Source organism: Holospora undulata HU1, from assembly GCF_000388175.3.
Taxonomy (GTDB): Bacteria; Pseudomonadota; Alphaproteobacteria; order Holosporales; family Holosporaceae; genus Holospora; species Holospora undulata_A.
This window is the reverse complement of the sequence record NZ_ARPM03000114.1, coordinates 1-25,572: the sequence shown is the minus strand read 5'-3', so window position 1 is coordinate 25,572 and position 25,572 is coordinate 1. Positions and strand designations below refer to the sequence as shown.

The following is a 25,572-nucleotide window of genomic DNA, read 5'->3' as shown; positions in this document are numbered from 1 at the left end:
TGATCTCCTCAATAAAATAAAATTTTCCATTTTTTTAATCGTTCAAAACGTCGTTTGAATGTTTGACGCGAGCGATCACCAAATTCCCAATCGATAAGCCGTTTTCCAGCACGATCACAGGCTTTAAAAATCCAAGCTTTAAAAATCCAAAATTTTTTGCTTCTTTTTTTTAAATAATACCAAAATTTATCGACTTTCTTGACAATACCTTTATCTTCTGGAGAGGGCTCAATTTTGGCGCATAGCCTTAATCCTAAGATGCCCGCCCACTTCAAAATAGCGGTGGCGCTGACACCAAAACGCTGAGCAATTCAGTTCATTGAAAGGCCGCTTGCGTATAAAACGAGGGCTTGGAGCTTGTCTTTCTCGGGCACACCTCGTGAAATTTTTTCCACATTTTTTATATTTGTACCGCTTCCCCCTCGAACAAAATCGCTTTTAAAGCACTCCGAACATTCACAAATTTTACATACAATCATTTTTAGAGACTTTTAAAATACATCCTTTACGCAATTATAACAAAAAAATATCTTTAGTTAAAAACTTCCAGAATCTTTACAGACGTTTTATCATAGCGCGGAGTAATAGCGCGGTGTTGCTTTGAGTTTAGCAAAAAAATTCTCGATCAAATGACGAAATTTATAAAGATATTTATCTAATATGAAGGCTTTAAACGGTGCTTTTTAGGTGGGGAAAGACTTTACGCCCCTTTTTTTTAAGTTTTTGCGTTCATCGGAAAGCACTCTATCAGTCTTCACGAGGCGATCCATCAACGCATCACCCCCAGATCATGGTCCTGACTTTTTGTCAAGTGAAAAGCGATGGGATTGCCGTGGGCATCACAGATTGCATGGATCTTAGTGCTTAAACCTCCAAAGGACTGTCCAATAACTTGATTCTCCTCTTTTTTTTCGCGCTTAGCGCTGTGTTTATGGGCATGCACAATCGTTCATTGCACCCGTCTTCAAGGCATCATTAGCTAAGATTTCAAAAACACTTTTCCACACGCCTTTTCGACTCCAACGGGTGTGAAGACTTTGAAATCTCTCCACGGAATCCCTGTGCGATAACGGTGTAAACTGCCTCCAAAACCAGGCGATTGCTCTTGGCTAATACCAACAGCTCTTTTTTTCAGGAAAAAGATCCTTTATCTTATCTCATTGATCTTCCCGCAATCCATACACCTCTCTTTTGCATTTTTATTAAACTCTCAAAAAATACAGAAAAAATGAACTTAATTGAGGAAGGCCCCTGTATCTCTTTGTTAAAAAAAGTTTTTCCGTTATGGGAGAGTTTTAAAATTTAAGTTGAAAAGATTCGAAATTTTTTTGTTTTATACTATTTTTCTTGAGTATGCGAATCTTTCAGCAAAAATTAAAATTTAGAAATTTCTTCAAAATTAGTTATTTGTCTTCAAGTAAGAATAAAAGAAGATAGCTTTTCAAAGAAAGCAGCTTTCTCGAACTCATGGTTGTTTTTCTAAAGGGAAGTGATACTGAAAAATATGATTAAGTATAAAGATCAATTTCATGGGAGGTTACAACGCCTTGGAATACAGTAATTGCAATAGGTTTATTAACAGGCTTAATAAATAGCAATATATCCTATAGAAAATATTTTTCTCCCCACCACAAAGAATCCGGTATATACAAAATCAAACCAAAAATGTTGGACTAATGCGTTGAAAGTTATCATTGACGCGCTCGACAAGATCCATGACAATGTTGTCTCAGGTTTGGTCGAAAAAATGCAGCATACTCTTGCAAAACTCTTTGGCAGAGACGAAAAATCGATTTTTGCGCACATGTTCATTCTTCGATGGGGTTCAGGTTGGGGCTGGAAATAATGCACCTCAGTCCCCCCTTTCTTTTGCTGCTTTTTGGGTTTATTTGCTTGTGTTATAAGGTCTTTGATTCAAGATCAGGTGAATGTTAGGCTCCTTTGGATAAGCGTCTTTCAGCGGATCAAAAAACGTCTTCAAGGGGGCGCTATTCAAGGTTTTGAAGGATACCACCGTAAGGCGCATGTACCCTCGTGTCATGGGGGTGCCTGACAGGTGATTTTCGTTGCCATGCTGGTGCGCACGCCATCACCAAACAGGATGGATTCATCCTTCGGCGGTATCGTCATCACCGTTGAATAAAGGGCTTCCTGCTTGGCTGCCTTTGCGGGCCCTGCTGCTGGCTTTTTAAATGAAAAATTATGGGCGTGAAGCCACAGGGTTCAAGAACATAAGCGCAGGTATCGCTTACTTTCATCATATACGTTGTGGCTTCCAAACGTGCGATAAGTTCTGCTATTTGTGAAACTTTCCGCTTGCTTACAGAGCCCCCGCTTTACACCATTAACTTATACTCCTCGACTGATCGTCAATCAGAAGAGCCTCAGCAATTTGACGAGCTCCACCCCTTGTCGGATAACAAAACTGCCTTAAGCCTATCTTCTACGCGTCGGTTCTTAACGCAACACGATCTTCTTTCAGAAATCTTTGCGTAAAAAAAATTACTAACACATAAAATTAAACTTTTAAACAATTTCATTCAGCATGAGTATATTGATGAAAGCGGCATTGATATGGCTATGTGCAAAGACAGAAACTGGGGCAGAAAAAGTAAAAAGTTGCTTGGAAAAAAGAGTGGGAAATAAGTATTGCCGGTTTGGTTGATAACACGCCGATAGCATCAATGGGGGGTAACGGACTTGGGTAGAAAAATTTTTGATCAAGGAACTAAATCCTGGTCAAGGTGTTATTATGCCTATTTTCATAAATCCAAGAGACGTCAAGAAGTAATAGAATCTGTAACAATGCAGTATCAGTATAATTTTTCTACCTCCTTACTCTTGTGATTTGAATCCAATATGGGCTAATACGAAGAGGTGGACAATATACTAAATTTCAATGCTCTATTCGAGGCGATTTCGTGGTTCTTTGAAATATCTAATTCAACCTAAATTACTATATTTATAAATCTATGAACCTCACATATTCCTGAAATAAATATCTCGTTTTTTCTCTGTATTAACTGTAAAAAATAGTACAAGAGAGAAAAAACGAATAAAAAATAAAAAAAGCTTTGTCATGTTCAAGCATTACAAAAAAACACAACTCAAACACATTACGAGATTTTTATCTTTATTTTATACAATAAATATTTAAAATTTTTATTTATTTATTTTTTTAAATTATCGTGTAACTTTTTCCAAATAAATACCTCAACATCGGAATTCATTGTAGACGGCAAACTGGAAGAATCCACCTCTTCTATAATTTTTTGAAAATCTTCTTTTTGTATACCATTTTCTTTTAAAATCTCGTCAAGCTGCTCGTCTTCATAGTCTTGAGGCAAAACACTTAAAACTTTCATCGTCTTTAACATCTTGTCTTGATCGTCTTGACTTAGATCTGAAAATTTTTCTGACATTTCCTTTACTGCTACGTTGCTCATCTTTTTTTCAACATCATCTGTTGAAGAACTTCTTAAAAGAACTTTCAGCGCACCCCTTAGATACGAGCTAGAAAATTCTTCCAGATTTTTTTGTGCATAAGAAAGCATGCCGATCGCATTAAACATTATAAAGAGTAGTATCTTTTTCATTTCTAAAAATTTGTTAGAAGCTTACTCTATAAATTATACCCCGTGCTTATTAAATTAACATTAAAAAACGAACTCTGAACAACAAAGTATAACCAAAGCATCACAAAATGTATTATATATATCTAAATCAGTATAAAAAGATTACGAAAAATGGAATTGAAACAAGTGGTCAATTGAGCAAGTTGAAGTTCTTCTTATATGTTTGGCTTAGGCCTATTTTTTCTCAATAGAATTGAGATCTGGAGAATAATGAGGCAAACAAAGCAAACTATGGCATCTTCTAGCATATTTTTCATAGCTTTCCCTTTATGGAAAGTGGAATTATTCATAAAACTACCGCTTTCTTTTGGAAAGTTTGGTAGCACCCAACCCCCTTTGCAAGCCAGATATCAACCCAATTGATTTTTCGAAATCTAATGAATATATCATAATTTTAATTATATAATTTATTATGTAATTAATAATTCTATCAAGCTCTATTGTCATGTTCTTTTTATGATGTTTTAGCTATATAGTGATGAAAGTGGTATAGAGCTAACGATTGGCAAAGATAGAGGATGGGAAGAAAAAGTAAAAAACCGATAGGTACAAAAAGTGGCAAATATTGCGCGCGAACAAATATTATAGCGGGATTAGTGAATAATAAATCGATAGCTCCAATGATGTTTAATGGATCTTGCACTACGAATGTATTCGAAACTTGGGGGGAACATTTAATAAAGGATCTGAAGCCAGGTCAGAGGGGAGTTATGGATACTGCTGCCTTTCACCGATCACAGAAACCTAAAGATTTAATTGAATCTGTTTGGTGTGGAGTGCCCCTGATCTAAATCCAATTAAAAAATTCTGGGCCAATATGAACCGATGGATTAAATGCCAAATTAATACATTTGGCAAACTTTATGAAGCTATTTCTGCATTCTTCCAAATCCCATCTTCAGGCCAAATTACTATAGTGTAAATATTTTCTTACCCATTTAGCTTCTTACAATTGATTTTCGCACTTTTGAGCGCTATTTCTATTCCAATTCTTTAATTTTTAGAACACTATCCCCTTATCTTTTGGTCTTCAACAGAGAATTTAAAAGGACACACTTTCCACAGAAGCCTATCTATTTCTTGATAACAAAGGGGTATGCCCAACTGCTCCAAAGAAGTGATTCCAAATTTTTTTTCCAGTCCGCAAGGAGAAATCTTTAAAAACGCCTTGGAAGGAGAATAAAGATTTAAAGCCATTCCATGAAAGGCAACATTTCGTTTAATCTGGATTCCAAGGGAAGCTATTTTTTTATTTTGGATCCATACACCACGCCGATCTTGGGTGCACTCTCCTTGAATTCCTAATAAATTTAAAAAGTGAACAACCCATTGCTCTAAACTGCTTAAATAGGAAGAAACTGTAAAACCCCGGCTCTTGATGTAAATAAAAGGATAGATCATCCTTTGCTCTGGTCCATGAAACGTTAGCAACCCTCCCCGACCGGCGCGGTAAACGGGAACGTTCAAATCTTGAGATACGTAAGAAAGCGCACCTGCACCTAACGTATAAACCGGAGTGTGACTTAAAAGCCACAGCGATTCGCAGGCCCTTCCCAATGCAATATCATCGGCATAAGCGACCATAGCATCGCATATATAAGGATAATCTTGCGGCAAAGACCAGCGATAACAATGAAACGGAATAGTGCACATAAAAACACTTAAGACAGAACGTGATTAAACATAAGTAGCCCGGCTAAAACACACCGATATAAAAAAAACCAAAAAAAGGAAACATTTTGTATATAGCAACGAAACATCCATAACGCAGCAAAACAGCTGAAAAATGTAATTCCAATGGTTTGCACCCAAAGAGAGAGAGTAAAATCTAGATGAACCAAAGCCGGAGCCTCTAACGTAACACAAGCAAAAATAGAAATAATTCCAAGAACAATAGAAATATGCAAAGATTCGCTTCTAGAATATCCGATCCACCTGCTTGCCAATAAACATGCTCCAAGACGACTAACTCCAGGGAAAAGCGCCAGCATTTGTAAGGCTCCCAGCATGCATGCCCGAAACACCCAACCCTTTTCAAAATTTTCAACTTTTGTGGAATAAATACGTGGCCCATATCGGTCAAACCACCACAACAAAAAACCAGAAGCAGCACACAATACTGCAATAGCACCAGGAATCCGCAAGCGCATGTGAAGCAAATGCATCAATCCCCCCAAAACAAGTACGGGAAGACTGGCAACAGTAACAAAAATCCACCAGTGTGCTTCTGAGGTCGTATATTTTCCCTTTAAGACATGAAAAAAACCCAAAAATGCTTTCTTTACAGATGACGGATACATTGCGCAAAAAGCAAGACCTGTTCCCATATGAAGAGCACCTTCCAGTGCAAGACTTAAAGGATGCTGCATCCACTGGGCAATTAAACGAATGTGGGAAGAAGAACTTACTGGAATTGCTTCCGTAATGCCCTGTACCAAGCTGTACACCCACAAGAAATGCTTCATAGAAAATTTTAACTTTAATAAGTCCCTAAGGGTAGCATGATTTTCTTAAAGAAAAAAGAGCATTTTTTTAAAGCAAATGGATAGATTTCTTTAGAAAATTCGTTAATTAATTTTGCTTGATTTTATTTTCTCCAAAACATTAATTTATTGAAAAATCCTTTAGGAGAAGATGAATTCGTTTGAATTTTTGAGCCATTCGTTTCTTTCGAATCTACGATTGAAGATATTTCAGTCAAATCTTGATTTATTTCTTTCAAGTTTTCTTTTGTTTCTTGTAAATTTACAATCTCGAAATCATTATCATTATCATTATCATTATTACTTACCCTAGGATCAGCGCCTGTTTCATTGAATTGATTTTTTATTTTTTCATTACTTGCTGTACTATCAACAATTTTTTGAGAAGGGGTTTGAACAGAAACAGAATCAGTAATCTCATCTGAAGGAACGTTTTGAAGATGAGGAGCAACTGCATTCTTTTTTGCATTATTAGCATTAGCGAGTTGAGAATTTGTAACAGAACCACCACTAGGATGAGCACTACTGTCACTAGTTGCAATTGAAACGTTTAGAGAATTTTTTCTAGTTTGATCAGGCAAGGTTACATTTTTTGGTTGCTTCATTCCATCTATCATTTCCTTAGCTTCTTGAGTGTTTTTATTCACAGCACCACCATTATTGAGATTGTTTTTTCTTAAATTCGATTTTTCTATATCGAAATTCTTAATTTGTTTCTTTTTTTCGTCAATGTTATTAAAAATATTCTGAATTTCTAATATTATCGCTTTAAATGGATCTTTTTCTTTAGAGATATTGCCTTTTTCTTTAGAGATATTGCTTTTATTTTTTGCATTATCGTTTTTAGCATTAGCACTATCGGTTTTTTTTAATACACCTTCAACCAGATATGCGCATCTTTCTAAAAATTGTTCTTTTTCATTTTTTTCTAATTTTTTGTTTTCTATTTTTGAACATATGTTTTCTTTATTTTCACTAACTGATTTCAAAAAACTATCTTTATTTTCCTTAACATAGGAAGAAAGTTTGGTAAAAATCTTTTTAACCAACCTAAATTTTTCTTCTTCGTTTATGCGATAAACATTTAAAACATCGCTTAAGGTCTTTAGAACGGAGTAAAGAGTATTAAGTCTTCGAGGAGAAGTGTCCGCTCCAAAATTACTAAGAAAAGTTTCAGTTTTTGTTTTCTTTTCTTTTCGATTTTCGTACCTAATATTCGTCGCAAATTTCTCTATATCTAAGCTATTGGAAGGATAAGGATTGGGATGATCTGTCCAATTAGTTTGAAATTCTTCAAAATTTTTCCATTTATCTCCAGAGGGGCCATTTTCAGAAAATCCTTTTTGTGAAGATATTAAAAACATTCCTAAAAATAAGATAATTTTTTTATTTTTATCATAATTCATATTATTTTTTGTCAAATAAAACATTATTTAATTGTAATGCAAAAAATATAAAAAAAAATTAAAAAATTTCATAGTTTTTAATAATTAATCAATTTACCCCATTTCCACAGAAAATCTCTAATATTTTTTTACATTTTTGGATAAAAATAATTTATTATTTTGAAAAAAAAAATTCTACTGTATAAAATTCTTAAGTTATCTAAAATATTTGTGCTATAGTACCATTAACATCACCTCATCTTTTTCTATCCTATTAAATAAAACTACTTTTCTTCTTTACATAAAATTACGATATACAAACCATAAATATTCTGTCATAATGCTTTATGAAATAGTAGAAAATTTTAGAGTGCTGATTTATGAGTTGGCTCACTGATTTTATTCCTCCACGTATTCGAAACTTAATATCGAAGCGAGAGGTCCCAGAACACTTGTGGAGCAAATGTTCATCTTGCGAAACTATGATCTTAACCTCTGATTTTGAAAAATCTTTATATGTGTGCTCTCACTGTGGTCATCACGGACTTTGCCCACCAAAGCTTCGATATTCTCACCTTTTTGATGAGGGAAGTTATTCTGTGTTAGAGTCGGTGCGTTTAAAAGAAGATCCTCTTCAGTTTCGCGACCAAAAACGTTATGTAGATCGACTAAAAGATGCACGTCTTAAAACTCAGCAATGGGAAGCCGTGTTGTTAGCTCAGGGCAGTATCCTGGGGCGTACTGCTATTGTGGCTTGCTTTAATTTTAGTTTTGTTGGGGGGTCTATGGGGCTAGGAGTGGGGGAAATCCTGATTCAAGGTGCGCAATGGGCATTACATCATAAAAAGCCGTATATTATCTTTTCTTCTTCAGGGGGGGCGCGTATGCAGGAAGGCATTCTTTCTTTAATGCAGATGCCCCGTACTGTTTTGGCTTTGACTCAATTAAGGGAAAGTGCGATTCCGTTTATTTCGGTGCTTACTCACCCCACTACTGGGGGAGTTGCTGCCTCGTTTGCTTCCTTGGGAGATATAACTTTGGCAGAACCCAAAGCAGTTATTGGGTTCACCGGGGCTCGTGTGATTCAAGAAACCACACGCCAGCCTCTTCCTCCTGGATTTCAAACCGCAGAATTTCAAAAAGATCATGGGTTTATTGACCATATTATAAACCGAAAAGAGATGAGAGCAGTTTTGGGAAAAATACTGTCTTTGTTTGATCTCCCCAAATGTATTCCAGATTCCAATTCTGGCCTTGAGATTTGATAAAGGGAAATTTTATATTCCCCAAAGAGACCTGAGTTTGAGTTGTACAAAAATAGAAAAACTATTGTACTTGGATTAAAATTTGAAAAATTTTTTAGGTACAAACTATCTTTTATCTATCTTTTGTACATCCTAACGAAATTTTTAATAGAACATCTAATTCCGAGGCAAAAGAATTTTAGAGAGATTAGATTTTAGATTCTCCGACTCTAAAAAAATCTTTAGGTAAATTTTAATAATCTACGTAATTTTTCAAACTTTCTATCAGATCAGAAAACTTTATAGTAATTTAGCTTGAAAGTGGGACAGAGTGGTACTATTTTTAACAAAAAATGACAAAGAAACAACACAGCTTCAATCTAAGAGAGCAAGTAATAGAATATATTAAATTTAGTAACGATCAAAAAACGACATCCAAAGTGTTTAAATTTAGTAAAAGCAGCGTAAGTAGGGGGGAATAAGATACAAAAAAAGGGATAGTAGGTCTACCCCACAGTCCCAGAAAAGCTAAGGATTTATGTTCAAGCTAATGGAGATAAGAAATGAGCTGAGATAGCAAAGCCAGTTAACGCAAGTATTTGTTTCTGTATACGGAAGGTTAAGAAAGCTAGGATTTAGTTATAAAAAAAAGCCTTTACCTATGGTGGGGGGAAGCGAAAAAAAGGGGGATTGATGTGCATTGTTCCCCCCTGCCCCCAAAACCTGAACCCCATCGAAGAATGAACATGTGCGCAATAATCGATTTTTCGTCTCTGCCAAAGAGTTTTGCAAGACGGTATGCTGCATTTTTTCGACCAAACCTGGGACAACATCGCCAGGGATCTTGTCGAGCGCGTCAATGACAACTTTCAACGCATTAGTCCAACACTTTCAGTTTGATTTTGTATAGCCTAATCTTTTTAACCAGTACCTGAGTGTAAAAATATTCACCCCAAATTCTTGAGCAGCTTTTTTCAAGGGCATATCTTAGTTTTGTTTGACGTACGCTTTAAGCTTCTCTAAGTCAATCTTTTTTTCTTAGCTACCACACCTCTTAGAAAAATAACAGCCTTCTTGTCTGTATTTTCTATGCCAATTTTCTATACCAACTTCCTACCGCTGATACACTTATTTTAAATAGGTGCGATGCTTCAATATATCCGCCCCCCCCCTCATCTAAATATTCTATTCCCCTTTGTCTTAAATAGTTACTGTAGCTCTTTGTCATTTTCCTTTTATTTAACAAAAAAATTACACCTAATTCAACCTAAATTACTATAACCTCTTAGCCCTTTCATAGCTAAACTATCTGGAAATTCTTCTATATAATTTCTCTTTGTCTAATTTTGTCCAGGGATTATTCCTTTTGTTGACTCCTTCAAGATTTTTACTCCATCTCACTACTGCTGATTTAGATATGGAAAATCTAGCGGCTACTTTTTCAAATGATAACCCGTGCTTTGTTTTTAATACTTTTTTCGAAAATCTAATAAATATGTCATAACTTTAATTGTATAATTAATTACATAATTATAATTTTATCCAGCTCCATTGCCATATTCTTTTTATGATGTTTTGGCTATATTATAGCGGGATTCGTGAATAATAAATCGATAGCTCCAATGATATTTAATGGATCTTATACTACGAAGGTATTCGAAACGTGGAGGGGAACAATTTTTAATAAAGGAGCTGAAGCCAGGTCGGGGGGTAGTTATGGATACTGATGCTTCACCGATCACAAAAACTAAAGATTAATTGAATCTGTTGAGTGTAAAGCACCCCTGATCTAAATCCAATTGAAAAATTCTGGGCCAATAGAAACTATGGATTAAATCCAAAGTTAATGCATTTGATAAACTTTATTAGGCTATTTCTGCATTCTTCCAAATCCCATCTTCAGGCTAAATGACTATAAAAAAAATCCTAAATAAGTTTCAGATAATTATTTAGTATTATTATTAAATCTTTTGTTAAAACATAAGGGAGCTTCTAACTACCTGTCTCTTATTTTTTTCCATATAAAGTAAGTTTTATGCAGAGCTTTTTTTGCATAAGTAGACAAAGGAAATTCTGCAGGCCATTGAGGCCATTCTTTTGGATCGCTCGTGCACGCACCTTGAACAAACCGAAACCCTTCATGTGCTTTAAGTTGTTGCTGCATCCAATGAATAAAAGGCACTACGTCACTTGCAATGATAAGCTGCCCCTCATTTTTTAAAACATTCCAGCATTGCGTCAAAAAAGCACTCTGTAATAAACGGCGTTTGTGATGTCGTTGTTTGGGCCAAGGATCAGGAAACAAAATAAAAATCTTTTCAAATCTCTCTAAAGGAAGCTTAGGCATTAACAGATGAACATTGTGAGGAAAAATAAGTAACCGCTTTTGTTCTTCCTGTGAAAGCTCTTGAAGACAATGCACAATTCCAGGACGAAACACTTCCACGCCCAAAAAATGAACATGGGGATAGTTTTCAAGCTGTGCGCGCAGATGAACTCCGTCTCCAAATCCGATTTCCATCCACCAAGAAAGATTGTGCGTAATTAAAGAATTTGCTTGATCTAAAACAACTTCACTACAATCTACCAAAGGCAAAACGTGATCATGCACAAATTGTAGCTTAGGACTTAGCCTTCTTCCCCATATTCGTCCATAAAAATTAAAAACTGACATCCTATCTATTGAACAGAAAAGACAACATTACTAATAACACGAACTTTTCGTATCTGGTGGATTGGTTCGTCACAAACTTCGTCGATAGACCTAGACGTACAACTCCAAAAATCAAATTCTAGTTCAAAATTTTCAACTTTCACACAAGCACCTTCTGCAATTTTTTCAGCTATTTTTTGCGCATTTCTAAAAGCTTCTTGAGACATTTCATTACGAAGAGCACTGGAGCGTGCATAAGAAAGAACTAAGTAATCACGGTACAAACATAAAGGAATTATGTTATCTCTTATCTTGTATCGAGCGTCTAAAATCCTATTCACATCTTTTGATTCTACAACCACACTTGCCGAAACAGAATACCTTGCCTCTTTATCTTTCACGAAAAAAAATTTCTCTTTTTCTACATCCTCAGAATGTTTGATGGTAACTTCAAACTGGCTGCACTCATCTTTCTTTATTTTTTGATCTTTGCAAAACTCTAAAAACTTTACCTTAAGATTTTCTAACTTTTCCATAGCCGACGAAATATCATCAGATGAAAGTGTAATCACAAGTTTCCATTTTATAGAATTTGGCCCAACTCTTCTTTCTGAAATTCCCTGTACAGTAAACGTTCTTCCTTCTATTTTTTTTTTTATTGTATTAAAAAGACGCATAAACGTCAACGCCGCAAAAGAACACAGTACAAAAATCAAAATCTTCTTACTAACCTTCCACCCCATTTTTTCCTCTTTTAAATGCGAAAAATAAACAAAAAAAATTATTTTACACTTGAAAAATTTTATTTTTTATTCCATGAATACTTTCTTAATTTCATGAATATACCTTTTCTCAAAATCCAACTTATTCACCAAAGATAAAAAGCAATCATGTACGAATTAAGAACTGATACTAAATCATCTAATAGTAAAGACAACTTTACTGCTGACATAAACTTTTTTCATAAGGTCTGATTTATCTGATTGCGTAACACAGAAGTCTTCTTGAAATAAATCTTTAACTTTTTCAACTTTTACACAAGCACTTTTTGCAATATTTTTAGCTAACCTTTGTGCATCATTAAAAGCTTCTTGTACCATCTTATCGCGAAGAAATCTGGGAAGCGTATAATAAAAATGTAAACTGCCCGTAATACAAAAAGAAGGCATGTGGCCTCCTATTTTTAATTGCGCTTCCGACAGTTTATCTAAGTCTTTTGATTTTATAACTATATTTGCCGAAACGGAATATCTGGTGTCTTTATTTCCCTTAAATGGAGGTTCATTATCTTTTACATCTGCATTATCTTTAACGATAACTTCAAATTTATCACATTCATCCTTCTTTATCTTTTGATCTTTGCAAAATTCTAAAAATTTTTCCTTAAAAGCTTCTAACTTTTCTGTAGATGACGCGATATCATCAGACACAAGTTTAGCTGTAACCTTCCACTCTGCAAAATCAGACTTTACTTCTCTTTCTGAAACTCCGTGCACAGTAAAAGTTTTTTCTTCTATTTTTTTCTCTATCGCATCAGAAAGATTTATAAACGTTAATGCTACAAAAGAACATAGTGCCAGTACCAAAGCCTGCTTACAAACATTCCACCTCATTTTTCCCTCTTTAAATTTGAAAAACAACTAATTTAGAAACCTTTTTATGCCTGAAAAATTTTATTTCTCGTTGCCTGACACTTTTCATAATTTATTGAACAATAAAAACAACACTGCTAACTGTGCGAATCGTTTTCATCAGACTTTGATTTACGTTATCAAGACGCGCTGCTGTTTCAGAGTCTGTTACCGTAAATAATCCTTGAGATAACTTTTTAACTTTTTCAATGCGCACCCCTGCACTTTTTGCAATACACTGTGCTGCCCTTTTAGCGTCTTGAAAGGATTCCCTAACCATTTGATCTCGAATAGAGTCAAATTTTGTATAAATAAAATCTAAAGAACTCCTAATAGGAAAAGAAGGAATTCTTGCCAACAGCTTTGATTTTGCTTCTCGAACTTTATCTACATCTTTTGAATCCACTTGAATAGACATTTTTACCGAATAGTGTGAGTTTTTATCTTCTTGTGTTTCCCCCTTTTCAGCCCAATTATCACAAATTTCTACCTGACATCGCTCAGGATCAGCATCATCTATCTTTTGCTCTTTACAAAATTCAAAAAATTTAGTTTTAAACTCTTCCAAGCTAGTCGTTGCTGAGGCAATATCAGCAGACAAAAGAGTAACAGAAACTCTCCAACTTGCCAAATCGGATTTTACTTCTTTTTCTGCTACTCCACGAACCTCAAAACTTCTTTCTGATAACTTTTGTATTACGTGAGTAATTAAATGGGCAAGCATGATAGATGCAAAAATACACAATGACGCTAAAAATAATCGCTTTAAGAGACCTTCTTTCATAGTAAATTAAACTGTCATAAAACAACCTTTTGCATTTTATCATATTTTTTTTTTATGGAAATTAAAATACAAAATATTAATTTTTGTTAATTTTCTGTTCCATTTTTTGTTTCCTTAACTTATTTTTCTATTCTTGCTTTTTAAGGACGTTCATGGCATTCTTAATTTAGTGTACATTAATAAGGGTATGTAATGCCGTATGGTCATTGTTCCCAAATTTAATGCTTTAAAAGCATTTTTCTTTAGTTTGTTGTTATTAGGATGTGATCCAGATCGCAGTGTAAGAGGAAGGGTTGTACCCTTAGAAGATCTTGATCAAATACAAAAAGGAGTAGGTGTCTTAAACAAAACAGACGTAGAACGGTTGATTGGACCTGCATCATCTGTGCTGAGTTTTGATCCTTGTACCTGGTATTATTTTAATCTTTTTACTGAAACTAGCGCATTTTTTTCTCCTTCTATCAAAGAAAATAAAGGATTTGCTCTGTTGTTTTCTTCTGACGGGAAATTGGTTAAGTACATTCCAAATTCTGGAACGAAATCTTTGGAAATCGCGTTAAAAGAAACTGCATTGCCCTCCACTCACAGAAAAGAGTTTTTAAAAGAACTCTTCAGAAATGCGGGGCGGTTTGGAAAAAAAGCTAAAGAAAATTGCAAAAAACCATGAGCTCTTCTTTTTTAGTTTTTCCTGTTCTTTTACAAGAATTTCAAGTATGGGGAGTTCATAAAAAAGGAAAGTCTAGGTTGACGTTAGTTCGGTATAAGCAAGAAATTTCTGCATTTTTAGAATTTTTAACGCAGCATTGGCAAGAAACTTTGATTGAATCTTCTTTTCAAAACGTGACACACCAAGATGTTCGGAGTTTTTTTGCCTGGCGTATGGAAAATGGGGTACAAAAAGAAACCAATGCTATTGCTTTTTCTTCTCTTAAGCTGTGGTTTTCTTTCTTGAAGGATAAAGGGTGGACTGTCGAAATTCCTTACAGCAAGTTAAAGCGCCCCAAGTGCCGAAAGTCCTTACCTAAAGCACTTTCCATACACCAAACACAGCGATTGTTATCGTCATTTAGCTTAGAGCAAAATTTAAATCAAGAAAAACACGACTTACCGAATCATTTAAGACAAGAAAATCAAGAGAAAGATGTTTCTTCAACATCAACAGTAATAGCCTGGGAAGATTTAAGAGACTACAGTCTTATGATGCTGTTGTACGGCGCGGGATTGCGCATTCAAGAAGCGCTGACTTTAGATAAAGTGGACTGGCCTTCAAGAGAACCTTGGCTTTTAACGATTTGTGGAAAACGAAACAGTACACGTTCTATTTTTGTTTTGGAAAGCATTCGCCGTGCTGTTCAAGTGTACCTTGATGCTTGTCCTTATAAAAATCGAAAAGAAGCTCCGCTTTTTTTAGGAACCAGAGGAAGTCGCCTGCAACCTTGCGTACTGCAAAAGCGTTTACGTTTTCTTAGAGAAATGCTAGGGCTTTCTCCACATACAACTCCTCATGCGTTACGTCACAGTTTTGCTTCTCATCTTTTGCATAAAGGAGTTGATTTAAGAGATATTCAGGCTCTTTTAGGACATGCATCCTTGCGTTCAACTCAACAATATCTTTACGTAACTCCGCAAACTTTGATGAGTATTCACAACAAATTTCATCCCCGCTCTTCCTATCTCCCTGATCCCGCCTCTTCTTCTGATCTTGAAGAAATAGCCTCTTAAGTCAACACGAATTTTTTTTGTAACATTTTTTACACCTTAAGAGAATTTTTATTTTTATGACTTTTCAAAAAAATATTCAGATTATTTCAGTACTTCTTCCTATTCACAGTAAAGGACTGTTCAGTTATATTTCTTATGTTCCTGTTGAGTTAGGAAATTGCGTTAAAGTTTCTTTTGGTTCCAAACACCTATGGGGAATTGTTTGGTCTCTTCAAGGAATTAAAGTTCCTAACTTAAAAGAAATTACACATATTCATCCCCACTGGAAGGCCTCTTCTAATTTTATGGCGTTCTTACACCAATGCTCTGATTATACGTTAATTCCCCTTGGAAGCATATTACGTATGGTGTTTCCTGTTCCAGAGATTTTAGATTGGCCGTTTTCATGGCTAAAGTGCGAACATTCTTTTTCTTATGCCCTTCAAGAATGCCCTTGGCCTGGAACGTTTGCTCAATGGGTTTTTTCTTATGGTTTGCAACGAGTAAAAAAATGGATAGAAAACGCGCATCTAACTTCTACAGAAATGAACCAATACTCTTCAAGGTACTCTTGCCCTATTCTAACCCCCCATCAGCAAAGCGCTCTTAAAAATATTGGAAATCAAACCACTTTTATTGAGGGAATTACAGGGTCTGGAAAAACAGAAGTATGCCTTTCTTTCATAAAATCCATAGTAGATGCAAAAAAACAAGTTTTGATTCTTGTTCCAGAAATCAGCTTGTGTCAACAATGGGTTCAACGCATTGAACGGTATTATACAGGAACTATTGGAATATGGCATTCTGAACTATCTGAAAAATCAAGAAAATTTCATGGATGGAATATTTTAACAGGGCATAGTTCCATCATTGTTGGGGCTCGTTCAGCTGTTTTGTTAGGATACAAAAATTTAGGAGCAATCGTAGTAGATGAAGAACATGATGGCTCGTATAAACAAGCAGAAGGTCCTTTGTATCATGGAAGAGATATGGCTGTTTTTCGCGGACATCATGAAAAAATTCCATGCCTTTTAATGTCTGCAACGCCTAGTTTAGAAAGTTATTGGAATATTGAACAAAACCGTTATTCCCATGTAGTGCTTTCTGAAAGATACGGAGATGCGCAGCTTCCCTATATTCATATGTTAGATTTAAAGCAAGAACACTCTTCTTCAACAAGTATGATTACTTTACCTTTACGAGAAGCTTTGAAGGAAAATTTTACAAAAAAAGAGCAAAGCCTATTGTTTATAAACCGAAGAGGATATGCAAGCCTTTGGGTCTGCTATCAATGTGGATTTCGCGCTGCTTGCCCAAATTGCAGCGTATGGTTAAGTGTTCACCATCTTCCAAAATCTTTACTAATGTGCCATTATTGTGGATTTAAAAAATCACTCCCCCAAGCTTGCCCTGAGTGTTGTGGTCTTGAAAATCTTAAGCTATGGGGCGCAGGAATAGAAAAAATAGGTCAAGAAGTTCATTCTTTTCTTCCAAGCGCACGCATTTGTATGTTAAGCAGCGATATATGTGGCACGCCCATTCAGTTAAATGAAACGTTATCAAAAATTCAAAATCAGCAGTACGATATTTTGATAGGTACTCAGCTTGTCGCAAAAGGACATCATTTTCCAAACTTAACATTGGTGGGAATTATTGATGGAGATTTTGCCTTAAGCCACTTAGATTTAAGAAGTGGAGAGCGCCTTTATCAAGTTTTATGTCAGGTCATCGGGCGAGCAGGTCGAGAAAAAATTCCTGGAAAAGCTTATATTCAAACTTCTCAAATTCAACACCCTTTGTTTTGTCATCTCAAACATCATCACATTCAAGGATTTTTGCAAGAAGAGCTTTCCACAAGAAAAAAATATAACTTTCCTCCCTACGTGCGTCTTGTTTCGCTAACATTTTCAGGTACAGAGGAAAATTTGGTACATCAGTATGCGTTAATTTTAAAACAACGTTTTCCTATGGAACCTTTTGTGGAAATTTTAGGTCCTGCCCCCTCTCTTATTAATCCTTTACGCAGACGTTGGCGGTGGAGAATTTTTCTAAAAAGCCCAAAAAATTATAAAATACAAAACTACATCAGAAAAGTTCTTAATAATTTTACTTTCCCTTCCAGACTTCGTTTACATATTGACGTAGACCCTTATGATTTTTTGTAAACCAGAAATAAAAACCAATGCTCTTTTAATGCAGAAGGTGAGGCAGAAATTTTTATTTCTGCCTACAAAGAAATAAATATCTACCTTGGGATGCTTAGAATTTTATATCTCTTTTTTTATTCCTCATCAGAATTTTCTAAATTTTCTGGTGAAATAACTGCTACAGACGCAACCGTTTCCCCTTTGTCTAGGCGAAATACACGAACACCTTGAGTTCTTCTCCCGGAAATTCTAATGTCTTTTACAGGACAACGCAGCAATTGTCCTGCATTAGTCAACATCAAAATCTGATCTTGCGCTTTCACAGGCATAGCTTGAATGATAGAACCGGTACGAGAAGTAATTTCCATCGTAGCAACTCCCTGCCCTCCGCGGTGCGTTCTTCGATATTCGTAAGACGATGTACGTTTTCCAAACCCTTTGATCGTAACACACAAAACAAACTCTTCTTGATCTTCCATTTCTTTAAATCTTTCTTTCAAAACCTCTTCATCTTCAACCAAAACGTCTGTAGTATTCGCCAGTAAAGGCGCATCCAAAAGCTGCTCATCTTTACGATTCATGTATGCTTCAATTTCCTGAGAGCTCCAAGGAGTATTATTCAACAACGTCATAGAAACAACGTAATCTCCGGGTTTCAAAAAAATTCCTCGCACTCCGGTAGAATTCCGACTGCTAAACTGCCGCAATTCTTGTACTGGAAAGCGCAAACTTTTTCCTTGATGCGTTGAAAGTAAAATATCTTGATCATCGTTTGCCAATAAAACGCGAATTAATTGCTCATCTTCCGCCAGCTTCATGGCAATTTTCCCATTAGCCCGAATAGAGAAAAAGTCTGACAACGCATTTTTTCGAACATTACCATGAGACGTTGCAAAAATAATAAAGGACGGAACGTTTTCTTTAGGTAAAGGAAGAATCGTAGCAACTTTTTCTGTATCTTTTTCCAAAGGAAAAAAAGCAATCAGAGGTTTTCCTCTAGAAGAAGTTATTCCCAAAGGAAGTTCGTAAACCTTCATTTGGTACACAATACCTTTAGAAGTAAAAAATAACAAAGGACGATGTGTATCTGCAACAAAAATTTGAGAAACCGCATCTTCCTCCCTAACATCCATCGCATTTTTTCCTCGCCCGCCTCGTTTTTGACTGCGATAGGCATCTAAAGGAACGCGCTTAATGTATCCGTTAACGCTAACAGTTACGACCATTTCCTCGCAAGCAACAAAATCTTCTGGAGACTGATGAAGATATTCTTTTTGGAGTTCTGTAAGACGCGGTGAACCAAATTTTTGCTTAATATGTAAAAATTCTTCCTTCATCAACGCTTCAATTTTTGCATCATCTCTTAACAGCCCTAAGTAAAACTCAATATTACTCTTTAACTTTTCTAATTGATCGGAAAGCTCTTGCTTTCCCATTCCGGTTAATCTATGAAGCCGCAACGATAAGATCGCAGAAGCTTGTTCTTGAGATAAACGATATTCTGAAAAATCTTGTATTTGCAAATTATCTTCTTCTAGTAAGGTAAGATATTGATGAATTAAACTATCAACATTCCACGTCTTGGCAACTAACGCTTCTAATGCTTCTTCACGATTTTTAGAAGATTTGATTAATTGAACGACCTCATCTATGTGACAAATAGCTATATAAATACCGATTAAAAGACGGGTAGAATCTCTATCTTTTCTTAAGTAATATTGAGTTCTACGGACGACTACTTCTTTCCTGAACTCTAAAAATGCCTTCAGAACTTCTATTAAAGAAAGCTGAACAGGATATCCACGATGAAGTGCTAGCATGTTAACCGAAAAAGAAATTTGTAAATCAGTTAAAGCATACAGCTGGTTTAAAATAACCTGCGCCACTGCGTCTTTCTTTAACTCGACAACAATGCGAATACCTGTACGATCCGATTCATCTCGTATTTCCGCCATCCCTTCTACTTTCTTATCTCGCGCAAGTTCTGCAATACGCTCCACCAACGTAGCCTTGTTCACCTGATAAGGAATATTAGTAATTAAGATACACTCTCTATCCTTGCCATTGGGTTCTATCTGAGCCTGACCACGAATTAAAAAAGAACCTTTACCCGTGCGATAAGCTTCTTCTATTCCTTTCGTTCCCAAAATTATTCCTTTTGTTGGAAAGTCTGGACCAGGAATAACTCCCATAACCTGCTCAAGTTCCGCATCTTTACAATCGATCAGCAAACAACAGGCATCCAAAACTTCTGCCAGATTGTGACAAGGAATATTTGTAGCCATTCCCACTGCTATACCACTGCCACCATTAACAAGAAGGTTAGGGAACGCTGCAGGCAATACTACGGGCATTTTTTGGGTATCATCGTAATTGGGCTGAAATTCTACTGTCTCTTTGTCGTAATCGGCCAATATAAAATCTGCAAGAGCACTCAATCGCGCCTCAGTGTAACGCATAGCAGCGGCGTGATCTCCGTCCATAGAACCAAAGTTTCCGTGGCCGTCTATGAGTTTTTCCCGCATAGAAAACCATTGCGCCATACGTACCAAAGATCCATAAATAGGGTCCGTTCCATGAGGGTGATATTTTGCAATGACTTCCCCCACCACGTTAGCAGATTTTCGATGAGGACGATCATGACGGAACCCCAAGACTTCCATGGCATACAAAATTCGACGATGTACCGGCTTTAGACCATCTCGCACATCTGGAAGCGCACGCCCCACGATAACACTCATTGCGTAATCAAGATAAGAGCGCTGAATTTCCTCTTCTACAGGTACAGAAACAATCTCTAGAGCTTGGGCGTTCGATTTATCCATATATTAATTTACTCACCTAATTTAAATCACCAGCTGGTTATCGCCGAAACGGAAATACGAAAAATCAACAAATACTAAAAAACAAAATATTTAACAAAAGAAACAAACTGAACATCCTAGAATTTCGAAATCCTTCAATCAGCGTTTCCTTTAAAACATCAGGACTAACTTTTTTTAAAGCAATTTCCTGAAGCGCAATAACCGAATCTTTATGTCCTTCAGGAGAAACCATTGCCTGTGCACCGTAAGAAAGTTCTTGGGCGCGCTTAGACGCAAGTAAAACCAAAAGAAACGGATCTGAAATGTTTTCTAAACACGCGGAAACAAGGGCTCTATTTTCGATAAACGCCTCTTCTTGTCCATTGTTTTCTTTCATTTCACTTGCTCCCTTGACGAACTTTGTTGCGAGGATTTTTTGAATCAATCAAGTACAAACGCTTACCTCTACGAATTACCTTACAGGTTTTACTACGATATCTTTTTTTTCCGATAGAAGACGCTACTCGCATATTATAACTCTTTTAGAACTACCAAGGAAAGTCTATCAAAAAAAAGAAAATAAGGCAAGCCGCTAAGAGTGATGATTCTGCTTAACTAAGCCTTTTATGGGTTTTATTTTAAAAAAGATGTGATTTAGTTCTTTTATTGATTTTTTATGATCGTTACGATAGAAAATCACACCTCTAAATAAAAAATTAAATTTCTTTTTTTTATCTCTATAATTTTTTTATTGCCCCCACCTTTTCACAATGCACCTATTTTTTATTCAACATTCATTTTTTTTTACAATCTAAGCATTTTCCAAAGTTTGTTTTAATACATAAGTTAGGTGGCGCTCAATATAGGGCAATATCAAGATTGAAAAATTTTCCCAATTTTCAGAAATTTCTTGTAATGCTTGGGAATACTGAACAGGCACCTTTTTTAAAAAATCAGAAAAGCTTTCACATATTTTTATCATTTCTTCGTACTCTTCTTTGGAAAAAATATAGGGACAGTGTTGAAGGATTTTCTCCATTTGTTCAAGGCCATCAGAAGCTTGCTGATGCTTTTGTGTCCAAATACGAAGCAAAACTTCACTTCCATCATCTGCACTTAGCGCAGTAAGTTCTTTTTCTATATTCTCATCATTTAATGAACGTACTGTATTAATCGTAAGGAATGCTTTTGCTCCCTCTCCTTCCTTCTTGTATTCTTTTGCTTCTAGCTCTAGCTCTCCATCTACTGTTAAATAGCACTTAAGTTCAATGCGTGCCATTCCTTTTGGAAGCGCGTCTATCCCAGAAAGTTCAAATATACCAAGGGATCTGCAATTCTTGGCAAATTCTTTTTCTCCCTGAACAATATGAAGACGTATTTTGGTTTGCCCATCCACTGCTGTAGTAAATTTGTAGGTATATTCGAAGGGAAGAGGGGTATTGCGCGGGATAAGCGTTTCCACCATCCCTCCTAAAACTTCCACTCCAAGAGTAAGAGGGCTTACATCCATTAACAAAAAAGAGCATTCATGTGTCAATTGATAAGCTTGCAGTGCAGCACCTTGAGCAACTGCATATTCAGGATGCAGTGCGCGATCTATCTTTTCTCCCCAAAGATACTGCAAGTGTTTTAACACAAAAGGAATTCTTGTGCTGCCCCCTACTAAAACAACTTTTTGAATATCCTTAAAACTTAATTCAGCACGATCTAAAGTATCTTTGCAAATCTCAAGAGTGCGTTGAATAAAGGGAAGGCACCAGTTTTCAATATCCTCAGGCGTTACATTTGTTTCTAAAGAGGAAAGCGCAGAATCCACACAAAGAGATTCTTTCAGATATTTTGCTTTTTGAATCCAACTCTGGCGTTGAGAAAAAGTTTGATCGCTCCAACCAAACGGAGCGATGTTTTGAGCAATGCAAAAATCTAAATCATCCCCTCCTAAGGCAGTGTCTCCACCGGTAGCAAGAACTCTAAAAACGCCTTGCCTAATATCCAAAATAGAAACGTCAAAGGTCCCCCCCCCCCAATCGTACACAATGTATTTTCCTTGTAAAGCATGGCCAAGCCCATAAGCAATGGCTGCTGCCGTAGGTTCGTTAATTAATCGTAAGACCTCAAACCCTGCCATCGTCGCTGCTTTGTGAATTTGAGATCTTTGCAGATCATCAAAGTAAGCAGGAACCGTAATAACCGCACAAGACACCTCATGTCCTAACGCTTCATAAACATGCTCGGCAATAATTCTGAATATTTTTACAGCAGCATCCATGTAACCAAGAGCGCTCGAATCTATTAAAGAAGTGTGCGCCAATTTTCGCTTTACAGAACGAACAAACTCACCTTGTGGAGTAATAATTTCCGAAGGAATAAGAGCCCCCTTGGATGAAACCAACACCCGCGCTTTAGAAGATTCAAACGCTAACGCTGCCACACAATACGTCGTACCAAAATCAATTCCCACCGCTTCTTTTCTTGAAGAAGAGACTTTTTTTGACGCTTGGCCAGTCAATGCTTCAACCGCAATACGCATATTAACACCTCATTTTTCTAGATAACATATGTAAAGATAAGCCTGCTGCGCTTGCACATAGTGTTCTTTTTGAAACGCTTCATCAAACGAAAGTATAGCATCTTGATACTTGCTATCAAAAAGCTCCTGATTGAATTGAGATTTAAGAAAAAAAATCTCTTCCATTATCTTTGGAAAAGAAGGGACCGGCCAAAACCCCGCGCACTTCAACATATATTCTGCGCGCTTTTTAGGTTCTTTTAACGCACCATACACCATATTAACATGAGAGCTCATCCGAGCGGCTACTTTGAAAGAAACTCCACTCCAGCAATCTGGATGAACAACTTTTTGAACTTGGATATATGCCCTTTCTAGCTCGTCTAAATCCAACAAAAATCGTTTAGGTAATCCAAAAAGATCAAACCAGTTAGAAGGCCCTACAGAAGAAAACTCCACCGTCTTTCCTTGTTATTTTGTAACCAATTAAATGTTTTATTCCAAAATCTAGTCCAATTATACCAATGAGTAATTATTAAAGCAACGGATTCCATTAATAAGATCGTTGATTGAAGGTTAATCTCTTGAAAGAAAGGCTTTTAACTAAAGGTCTTTTTTGTGAGAATTGGAAAACTTGTCTTTTAAAAATCTCTAAAAATGATTGTATGTAAATTTTTGAATGTTCGGATTGCTTTAAAAGTGGTTTTTTTCGATGGGTTCAGCGGTACAAATGTAAAAAATATGGAAAAAATTTCACGAGGTGTGCATGAAAAAGACAAGCTCCAAGCCCTTGTTTTATACGCAAGCGGTCTTTCAATGAACCGAATTGCTCAGCTTTTTGGTGTCGGCGTCACCGCTGTTTTGAAGTGGGCGGGCACCTTAGGATCAAGGCTATGCACAAAAATTGAGCCATCCCCAGAAGACAAAGGTATTGTCAAGGAAGTGGATGAATTTTTGCATTATTAAAAAAAGAAGCAAAAAAATTTGGATTTTTAAAGCTTGGATTTTTAAAGTCTATGATCGTGCTGGAAAACGGCTTATCGATTGGGAATTTGGTGATCGCTTGAGTTAAAATTCAAACGATTTTTTGAACGATTAAAAAATGGAAAATTTTACTTTATTGCAAAGATCATTGGGAAGGTTTTAATAAAATTATTCCAAGCCCCGCCTCTTTCAGGGAAAAGATAAAACCTTTTCCATTGAACAAAATAATAACGCTAGACTATGCCATTGGTTTGCAAGATTTCGTCGCCCCCCTTGCAAACACGCGATCTATTGAAATGCTGAAGGGAACACTGCATATTTTTGCTGCACTTCATGTTAATAAAACTTTGAAAATTAATCATGCTATCTTTGGTTAAAAGTCTCCCTTAAAATTTTGATAAATAATTTATTGATGAAGCGTGTAATAAAATTTAGAAAAATAAAATATCAATTATTTATTTTTAGTTAAATTTTGCTATAATAAAAAAGTGTTTTTAAAACTTTTAATATGTTTAAAATTCTTATTATCTCATTTTTGGTAGGAAGCCAAATTTTATTTTCTTCTAATTTTTCTCAAAAAAATTCAATTTTTTACAGTCCAGATAAAAAAATTTTTGTAAAAAAATTTAAGTTTTACTGCCACAAAGAATATACGGAAAACTATCACGGAGAATATTACTACGTGAAAAATGTTTTGGTTAAGGGACTAAAAAAAATAGCGCTTTTAGGGAAAAAGATTCCCGATCATGTGCGCTCTATCGAAATTAAAGAAGATATTCAAGATCTAGAAAATCTTAAAAAAATTGATTTTAATAAGGTGGAATCTCTTGAATTTTCCTATGTAAGTTACCGGATTCACCCCGAATTTCAATTAAAAAACCTTGTGGGCGCTAAGTTTCCCCATTTAAAGTTTCTTTCTATATACAAGTCTGATCTTAAAGATATTTCCTCTTTAAAAGATATCCCCCTTCCTTCTTTAGAAGAACTTGTATTTGAACATAATTTTGTTAAAGATATTTCGGTATTTAAAACTCTTTCTTTGCCAAAGCTAAAAAAATTATCCTTTGGGGGGTGTGATGTCAAGGATATTACGCCTTTATTTTCTTTTTCTGCACCAAATTTAGAGAAAATTAGTTTTCATATGAATGAGGAAGCATCCTTCAGTTTAAAAGATGCTGAAAAATTAAAAAAACAATTTCCTTTACTTAAAAAAATTATTGTTTTAAGGACGGAATATTTTTTTCCAAAAACAAGTAAAGATTTCCCAACAAAAAAAAACACAGTGGTGGCTTTTAATATTAAGATGCCTCATTGGAAAATATCAAAAGATCTTTTTTCTAAGGGAGTCACTATGGTAGATATCTTAAAGCATTCAGGTTTAGTGGAATCTTGTAGTGAAGCTCGACGTAAAATTTCTGAAGGCATAGTAAAGATAAGAAATCGGGTGTGGAAAAATCATTGCCAGGTTTTAACCAACGAAGATATTCCTCAAGGATGGGAATTTATTCATTGCGGAAAAGACAAAGTATTGGTTAAACTGAAGTCTTAGACTGCTAGAAAAACTCCTAAGGTATTATTAAAATATTAAAAAGAAAGATGAAAAGAGAGAAAA

26 protein-coding genes and 3 pseudogenes are annotated in these 25,572 nt (G+C 35.7%); 9 read left to right on the top strand and 20 right to left on the bottom strand.

The window, feature by feature from the left end:
• Positions 1 to 8: 8 nt before the first annotated feature.
• From K737_RS11035 to K737_RS10355, 3 genes and pseudogenes are all read right to left on the bottom strand, one after another.
• The gene (locus tag K737_RS11035) at positions 9 to 275 is read right to left on the bottom strand and encodes an IS1 transposase (protein ID WP_006304206.1); all 267 of its coding nucleotides are present in this window, start codon (positions 273 to 275) and stop codon (positions 9 to 11) included.
• A 36-nt stretch (positions 276 to 311) separates the two neighbouring features.
• Positions 312 to 460, bottom strand: a pseudogene (locus tag K737_RS09350) (helix-turn-helix domain-containing protein).
• A 72-nt stretch (positions 461 to 532) separates the two neighbouring features.
• Positions 533 to 1,151: pseudogene (locus K737_RS10355) on the bottom strand (IS5 family transposase).
• A gap of 530 nt (positions 1,152 to 1,681) precedes the next feature.
• Between K737_RS10355 and K737_RS10500 the strand changes: the two are divergent.
• Positions 1,682 to 1,846 carry a hypothetical protein gene (locus K737_RS10500; RefSeq protein ID WP_200863590.1) on the top strand — a complete coding sequence of 55 codons (165 nt, stop codon included), beginning with the start codon at positions 1,682 to 1,684 and terminating at the stop codon, positions 1,844 to 1,846.
• Between the two features lie 39 nt (positions 1,847 to 1,885).
• Here K737_RS10500 and K737_RS11410 read toward each other — a convergent pair whose 3' ends face one another.
• The 3 genes from K737_RS11410 to K737_RS02520 form a co-directional block, all read right to left on the bottom strand.
• Positions 1,886 to 2,014 (bottom strand): hypothetical protein, encoded by a 129-nt coding sequence (locus K737_RS11410; RefSeq protein WP_268743850.1) that lies wholly within the window; start codon positions 2,012 to 2,014, stop codon positions 1,886 to 1,888.
• Between the two features lie 370 nt (positions 2,015 to 2,384).
• Positions 2,385 to 2,540: a hypothetical protein gene (locus K737_RS09965; protein WP_161630414.1), complete on the bottom strand. Its 156-nt coding sequence runs from the start codon at positions 2,538 to 2,540 to the stop codon at positions 2,385 to 2,387.
• 630 nt (positions 2,541 to 3,170) lie between these two features.
• On the bottom strand, positions 3,171 to 3,572 hold the full coding sequence (locus K737_RS02520) for a hypothetical protein (RefSeq protein ID WP_006304216.1): 402 nt from the start codon (positions 3,570 to 3,572) through the stop codon (positions 3,171 to 3,173).
• A 581-nt stretch (positions 3,573 to 4,153) separates the two neighbouring features.
• Here K737_RS02520 and K737_RS11905 point away from each other — a divergent pair.
• Positions 4,154 to 4,426 carry a transposase gene (locus K737_RS11905; RefSeq protein ID WP_006290357.1) on the top strand — a complete coding sequence of 91 codons (273 nt, stop codon included), beginning with the start codon at positions 4,154 to 4,156 and terminating at the stop codon, positions 4,424 to 4,426.
• Between the two features lie 217 nt (positions 4,427 to 4,643).
• Here the strand turns inward: K737_RS11905 and lipB are convergent, their stop codons facing one another.
• The 3 genes from lipB to K737_RS02495 form a co-directional block, all read right to left on the bottom strand.
• Positions 4,644 to 5,288: a lipoyl(octanoyl) transferase LipB gene (gene lipB / locus K737_RS02505; RefSeq protein ID WP_006290359.1), complete on the bottom strand. Its 645-nt coding sequence runs from the start codon at positions 5,286 to 5,288 to the stop codon at positions 4,644 to 4,646.
• An 8-nt stretch (positions 5,289 to 5,296) separates the two neighbouring features.
• Positions 5,297 to 6,073, bottom strand: coding sequence for an undecaprenyl-diphosphate phosphatase (locus K737_RS02500; protein WP_161630413.1), 777 nt, complete (start codon positions 6,071 to 6,073; stop codon positions 5,297 to 5,299).
• A gap of 149 nt (positions 6,074 to 6,222) precedes the next feature.
• The gene (locus K737_RS02495; protein ID WP_161630412.1) at positions 6,223 to 7,167 is read right to left on the bottom strand and encodes a hypothetical protein; all 945 of its coding nucleotides are present in this window, start codon (positions 7,165 to 7,167) and stop codon (positions 6,223 to 6,225) included.
• A gap of 716 nt (positions 7,168 to 7,883) precedes the next feature.
• On the opposite strand from K737_RS02495, the gene K737_RS02490 reads away from it, so the two are divergent.
• Positions 7,884 to 8,768 carry an acetyl-CoA carboxylase carboxyltransferase subunit beta gene (locus K737_RS02490; protein WP_006290364.1) on the top strand — a complete coding sequence of 295 codons (885 nt, stop codon included), beginning with the start codon at positions 7,884 to 7,886 and terminating at the stop codon, positions 8,766 to 8,768.
• A 618-nt stretch (positions 8,769 to 9,386) separates the two neighbouring features.
• Here the strand turns inward: K737_RS02490 and K737_RS10245 are convergent.
• The 6 genes from K737_RS10245 to K737_RS02470 all read right to left on the bottom strand — a co-directional run bounded on the left by K737_RS10245 (position 9,387) and on the right by K737_RS02470 (position 13,815).
• Positions 9,387 to 9,620 (bottom strand): hypothetical protein, encoded by a 234-nt coding sequence (locus K737_RS10245; RefSeq protein WP_006290365.1) that lies wholly within the window; start codon positions 9,618 to 9,620, stop codon positions 9,387 to 9,389.
• Positions 9,621 to 9,834: 214 nt separating this feature from the next.
• The gene (locus tag K737_RS09345) at positions 9,835 to 9,975 is read right to left on the bottom strand and encodes an IS630 transposase-related protein (protein ID WP_006290367.1); all 141 of its coding nucleotides are present in this window, start codon (positions 9,973 to 9,975) and stop codon (positions 9,835 to 9,837) included.
• A 768-nt stretch (positions 9,976 to 10,743) separates the two neighbouring features.
• On the bottom strand, positions 10,744 to 11,421 hold the full coding sequence (gene trmB / locus K737_RS02485) for a tRNA (guanosine(46)-N7)-methyltransferase TrmB (protein WP_006290369.1): 678 nt from the start codon (positions 11,419 to 11,421) through the stop codon (positions 10,744 to 10,746).
• 5 nt (positions 11,422 to 11,426) lie between these two features.
• Positions 11,427 to 12,143 carry an SIMPL domain-containing protein gene (locus K737_RS02480; RefSeq protein ID WP_006290371.1) on the bottom strand — a complete coding sequence of 239 codons (717 nt, stop codon included), beginning with the start codon at positions 12,141 to 12,143 and terminating at the stop codon, positions 11,427 to 11,429.
• A gap of 174 nt (positions 12,144 to 12,317) precedes the next feature.
• Positions 12,318 to 13,013, bottom strand: a complete 696-nt coding sequence (locus K737_RS02475; protein ID WP_024161387.1) for an SIMPL domain-containing protein — start codon at positions 13,011 to 13,013, stop codon at positions 12,318 to 12,320.
• A 91-nt stretch (positions 13,014 to 13,104) separates the two neighbouring features.
• The gene (locus K737_RS02470; RefSeq protein WP_006290391.1) at positions 13,105 to 13,815 is read right to left on the bottom strand and encodes an SIMPL domain-containing protein; all 711 of its coding nucleotides are present in this window, start codon (positions 13,813 to 13,815) and stop codon (positions 13,105 to 13,107) included.
• Positions 13,816 to 14,014: 199 nt separating this feature from the next.
• On the opposite strand from K737_RS02470, the gene bamE reads away from it, so the two are divergent.
• From bamE to priA, 3 genes are read left to right on the top strand one after another with little or no spacing between them, the layout of a single operon-like run.
• On the top strand, positions 14,015 to 14,482 hold the full coding sequence (gene bamE / locus K737_RS06795) for an outer membrane protein assembly factor BamE domain-containing protein (protein ID WP_006290392.1): 468 nt from the start codon (positions 14,015 to 14,017) through the stop codon (positions 14,480 to 14,482).
• The gene (locus K737_RS02460; protein ID WP_161630411.1) at positions 14,467 to 15,537 is read left to right on the top strand and encodes a tyrosine-type recombinase/integrase; all 1,071 of its coding nucleotides are present in this window, start codon (positions 14,467 to 14,469) and stop codon (positions 15,535 to 15,537) included. The genes bamE and K737_RS02460 overlap by 16 nt, the downstream gene beginning before the upstream one ends.
• A gap of 56 nt (positions 15,538 to 15,593) precedes the next feature.
• Positions 15,594 to 17,681 carry a replication restart helicase PriA gene (priA, locus tag K737_RS02455; RefSeq protein WP_006290396.1) on the top strand — a complete coding sequence of 696 codons (2,088 nt, stop codon included), beginning with the start codon at positions 15,594 to 15,596 and terminating at the stop codon, positions 17,679 to 17,681.
• Positions 17,682 to 17,797: 116 nt separating this feature from the next.
• On the opposite strand, the gene gyrA is transcribed toward priA, so the two are convergent.
• From gyrA to K737_RS06785, 5 genes are all read right to left on the bottom strand, one after another.
• Positions 17,798 to 20,488, bottom strand: a complete 2,691-nt coding sequence (gyrA, locus tag K737_RS02450; RefSeq protein WP_006290397.1) for a DNA gyrase subunit A — start codon at positions 20,486 to 20,488, stop codon at positions 17,798 to 17,800.
• A 64-nt stretch (positions 20,489 to 20,552) separates the two neighbouring features.
• Positions 20,553 to 20,864 carry a DNA-directed RNA polymerase subunit omega gene (gene rpoZ, locus K737_RS02445; RefSeq protein ID WP_006290399.1) on the bottom strand — a complete coding sequence of 104 codons (312 nt, stop codon included), beginning with the start codon at positions 20,862 to 20,864 and terminating at the stop codon, positions 20,553 to 20,555.
• A 1-nt stretch (position 20,865) separates the two neighbouring features.
• Positions 20,866 to 20,997, bottom strand: coding sequence for a 50S ribosomal protein L36 (gene rpmJ, locus K737_RS02440; protein ID WP_006290401.1), 132 nt, complete (start codon positions 20,995 to 20,997; stop codon positions 20,866 to 20,868).
• Positions 20,998 to 21,278: 281 nt separating this feature from the next.
• A complete protein-coding gene (locus tag K737_RS06790; RefSeq protein WP_023491414.1) occupies positions 21,279 to 22,997 on the bottom strand; it encodes an Hsp70 family protein in 1,719 nt (572 codons plus the stop codon).
• Between the two features lie 9 nt (positions 22,998 to 23,006).
• Positions 23,007 to 23,435: a co-chaperone Hsc20 gene (locus tag K737_RS06785; protein ID WP_006304127.1), complete on the bottom strand. Its 429-nt coding sequence runs from the start codon at positions 23,433 to 23,435 to the stop codon at positions 23,007 to 23,009.
• Between the two features lie 216 nt (positions 23,436 to 23,651).
• Between K737_RS06785 and K737_RS02425 the strand changes: the two are divergent.
• The 3 genes and pseudogenes from K737_RS02425 to K737_RS02420 all read left to right on the top strand — a co-directional run.
• A pseudogene (locus K737_RS02425) lies at positions 23,652 to 23,858 on the top strand (helix-turn-helix domain-containing protein); the annotation flags it as partial.
• A 317-nt stretch (positions 23,859 to 24,175) separates the two neighbouring features.
• Positions 24,176 to 24,337 carry a hypothetical protein gene (locus K737_RS11030; protein ID WP_023491415.1) on the top strand — a complete coding sequence of 54 codons (162 nt, stop codon included), beginning with the start codon at positions 24,176 to 24,178 and terminating at the stop codon, positions 24,335 to 24,337.
• A 131-nt stretch (positions 24,338 to 24,468) separates the two neighbouring features.
• Positions 24,469 to 25,509, top strand: coding sequence for a leucine-rich repeat domain-containing protein (locus K737_RS02420; protein ID WP_006304131.1), 1,041 nt, complete (start codon positions 24,469 to 24,471; stop codon positions 25,507 to 25,509).
• The last annotated feature ends 63 nt before the right edge of the window (positions 25,510 to 25,572 follow it).

Excerpts from the sequence above, each read along its gene's own strand:
- K737_RS02470 (WP_006290391.1), bottom strand. The coding sequence starts at position 13,815 with ATGAAAGAAGGTCTCTTAAAGCGATTATTTTTAGCGTCATTGTGTATT.
- gyrA (WP_006290397.1), bottom strand. The coding sequence starts at position 20,488 with ATGGATAAATCGAACGCCCAAGCTCTAGAGATTGTTTCTGTACCTGTA.
- rpoZ (WP_006290399.1), bottom strand. The coding sequence starts at position 20,864 with ATGAAAGAAAACAATGGACAAGAAGAGGCGTTTATCGAAAATAGAGCC.
- K737_RS02475 (WP_024161387.1), bottom strand. The coding sequence starts at position 13,013 with ATGAGGTGGAATGTTTGTAAGCAGGCTTTGGTACTGGCACTATGTTCT.
- trmB (WP_006290369.1), bottom strand. The coding sequence starts at position 11,421 with ATGTCAGTTTTTAATTTTTATGGACGAATATGGGGAAGAAGGCTAAGT.
- K737_RS02520 (WP_006304216.1), bottom strand. The coding sequence starts at position 3,572 with ATGTTTAATGCGATCGGCATGCTTTCTTATGCACAAAAAAATCTGGAA.
- K737_RS09345 (WP_006290367.1), bottom strand. The coding sequence starts at position 9,975 with ATGACAAAGAGCTACAGTAACTATTTAAGACAAAGGGGAATAGAATAT.
- K737_RS09965 (WP_161630414.1), bottom strand. The coding sequence starts at position 2,540 with ATGAAATTGTTTAAAAGTTTAATTTTATGTGTTAGTAATTTTTTTTAC.
- rpmJ (WP_006290401.1), bottom strand. The coding sequence starts at position 20,997 with ATGCGAGTAGCGTCTTCTATCGGAAAAAAAAGATATCGTAGTAAAACC.
- priA (WP_006290396.1), top strand. The coding sequence starts at position 15,594 with ATGACTTTTCAAAAAAATATTCAGATTATTTCAGTACTTCTTCCTATT.
- K737_RS02490 (WP_006290364.1), top strand. The coding sequence starts at position 7,884 with ATGAGTTGGCTCACTGATTTTATTCCTCCACGTATTCGAAACTTAATA.
- K737_RS02480 (WP_006290371.1), bottom strand. The coding sequence starts at position 12,143 with ATGGGGTGGAAGGTTAGTAAGAAGATTTTGATTTTTGTACTGTGTTCT.
- lipB (WP_006290359.1), bottom strand. The coding sequence starts at position 5,288 with ATGTGCACTATTCCGTTTCATTGTTATCGCTGGTCTTTGCCGCAAGAT.
- K737_RS02420 (WP_006304131.1), top strand. The coding sequence starts at position 24,469 with ATGTTTAAAATTCTTATTATCTCATTTTTGGTAGGAAGCCAAATTTTA.
- K737_RS11905 (WP_006290357.1), top strand. The coding sequence starts at position 4,154 with ATGGGAAGAAAAAGTAAAAAACCGATAGGTACAAAAAGTGGCAAATAT.
- K737_RS06790 (WP_023491414.1), bottom strand. The coding sequence starts at position 22,997 with ATGCGTATTGCGGTTGAAGCATTGACTGGCCAAGCGTCAAAAAAAGTC.
- bamE (WP_006290392.1), top strand. The coding sequence starts at position 14,015 with ATGGTCATTGTTCCCAAATTTAATGCTTTAAAAGCATTTTTCTTTAGT.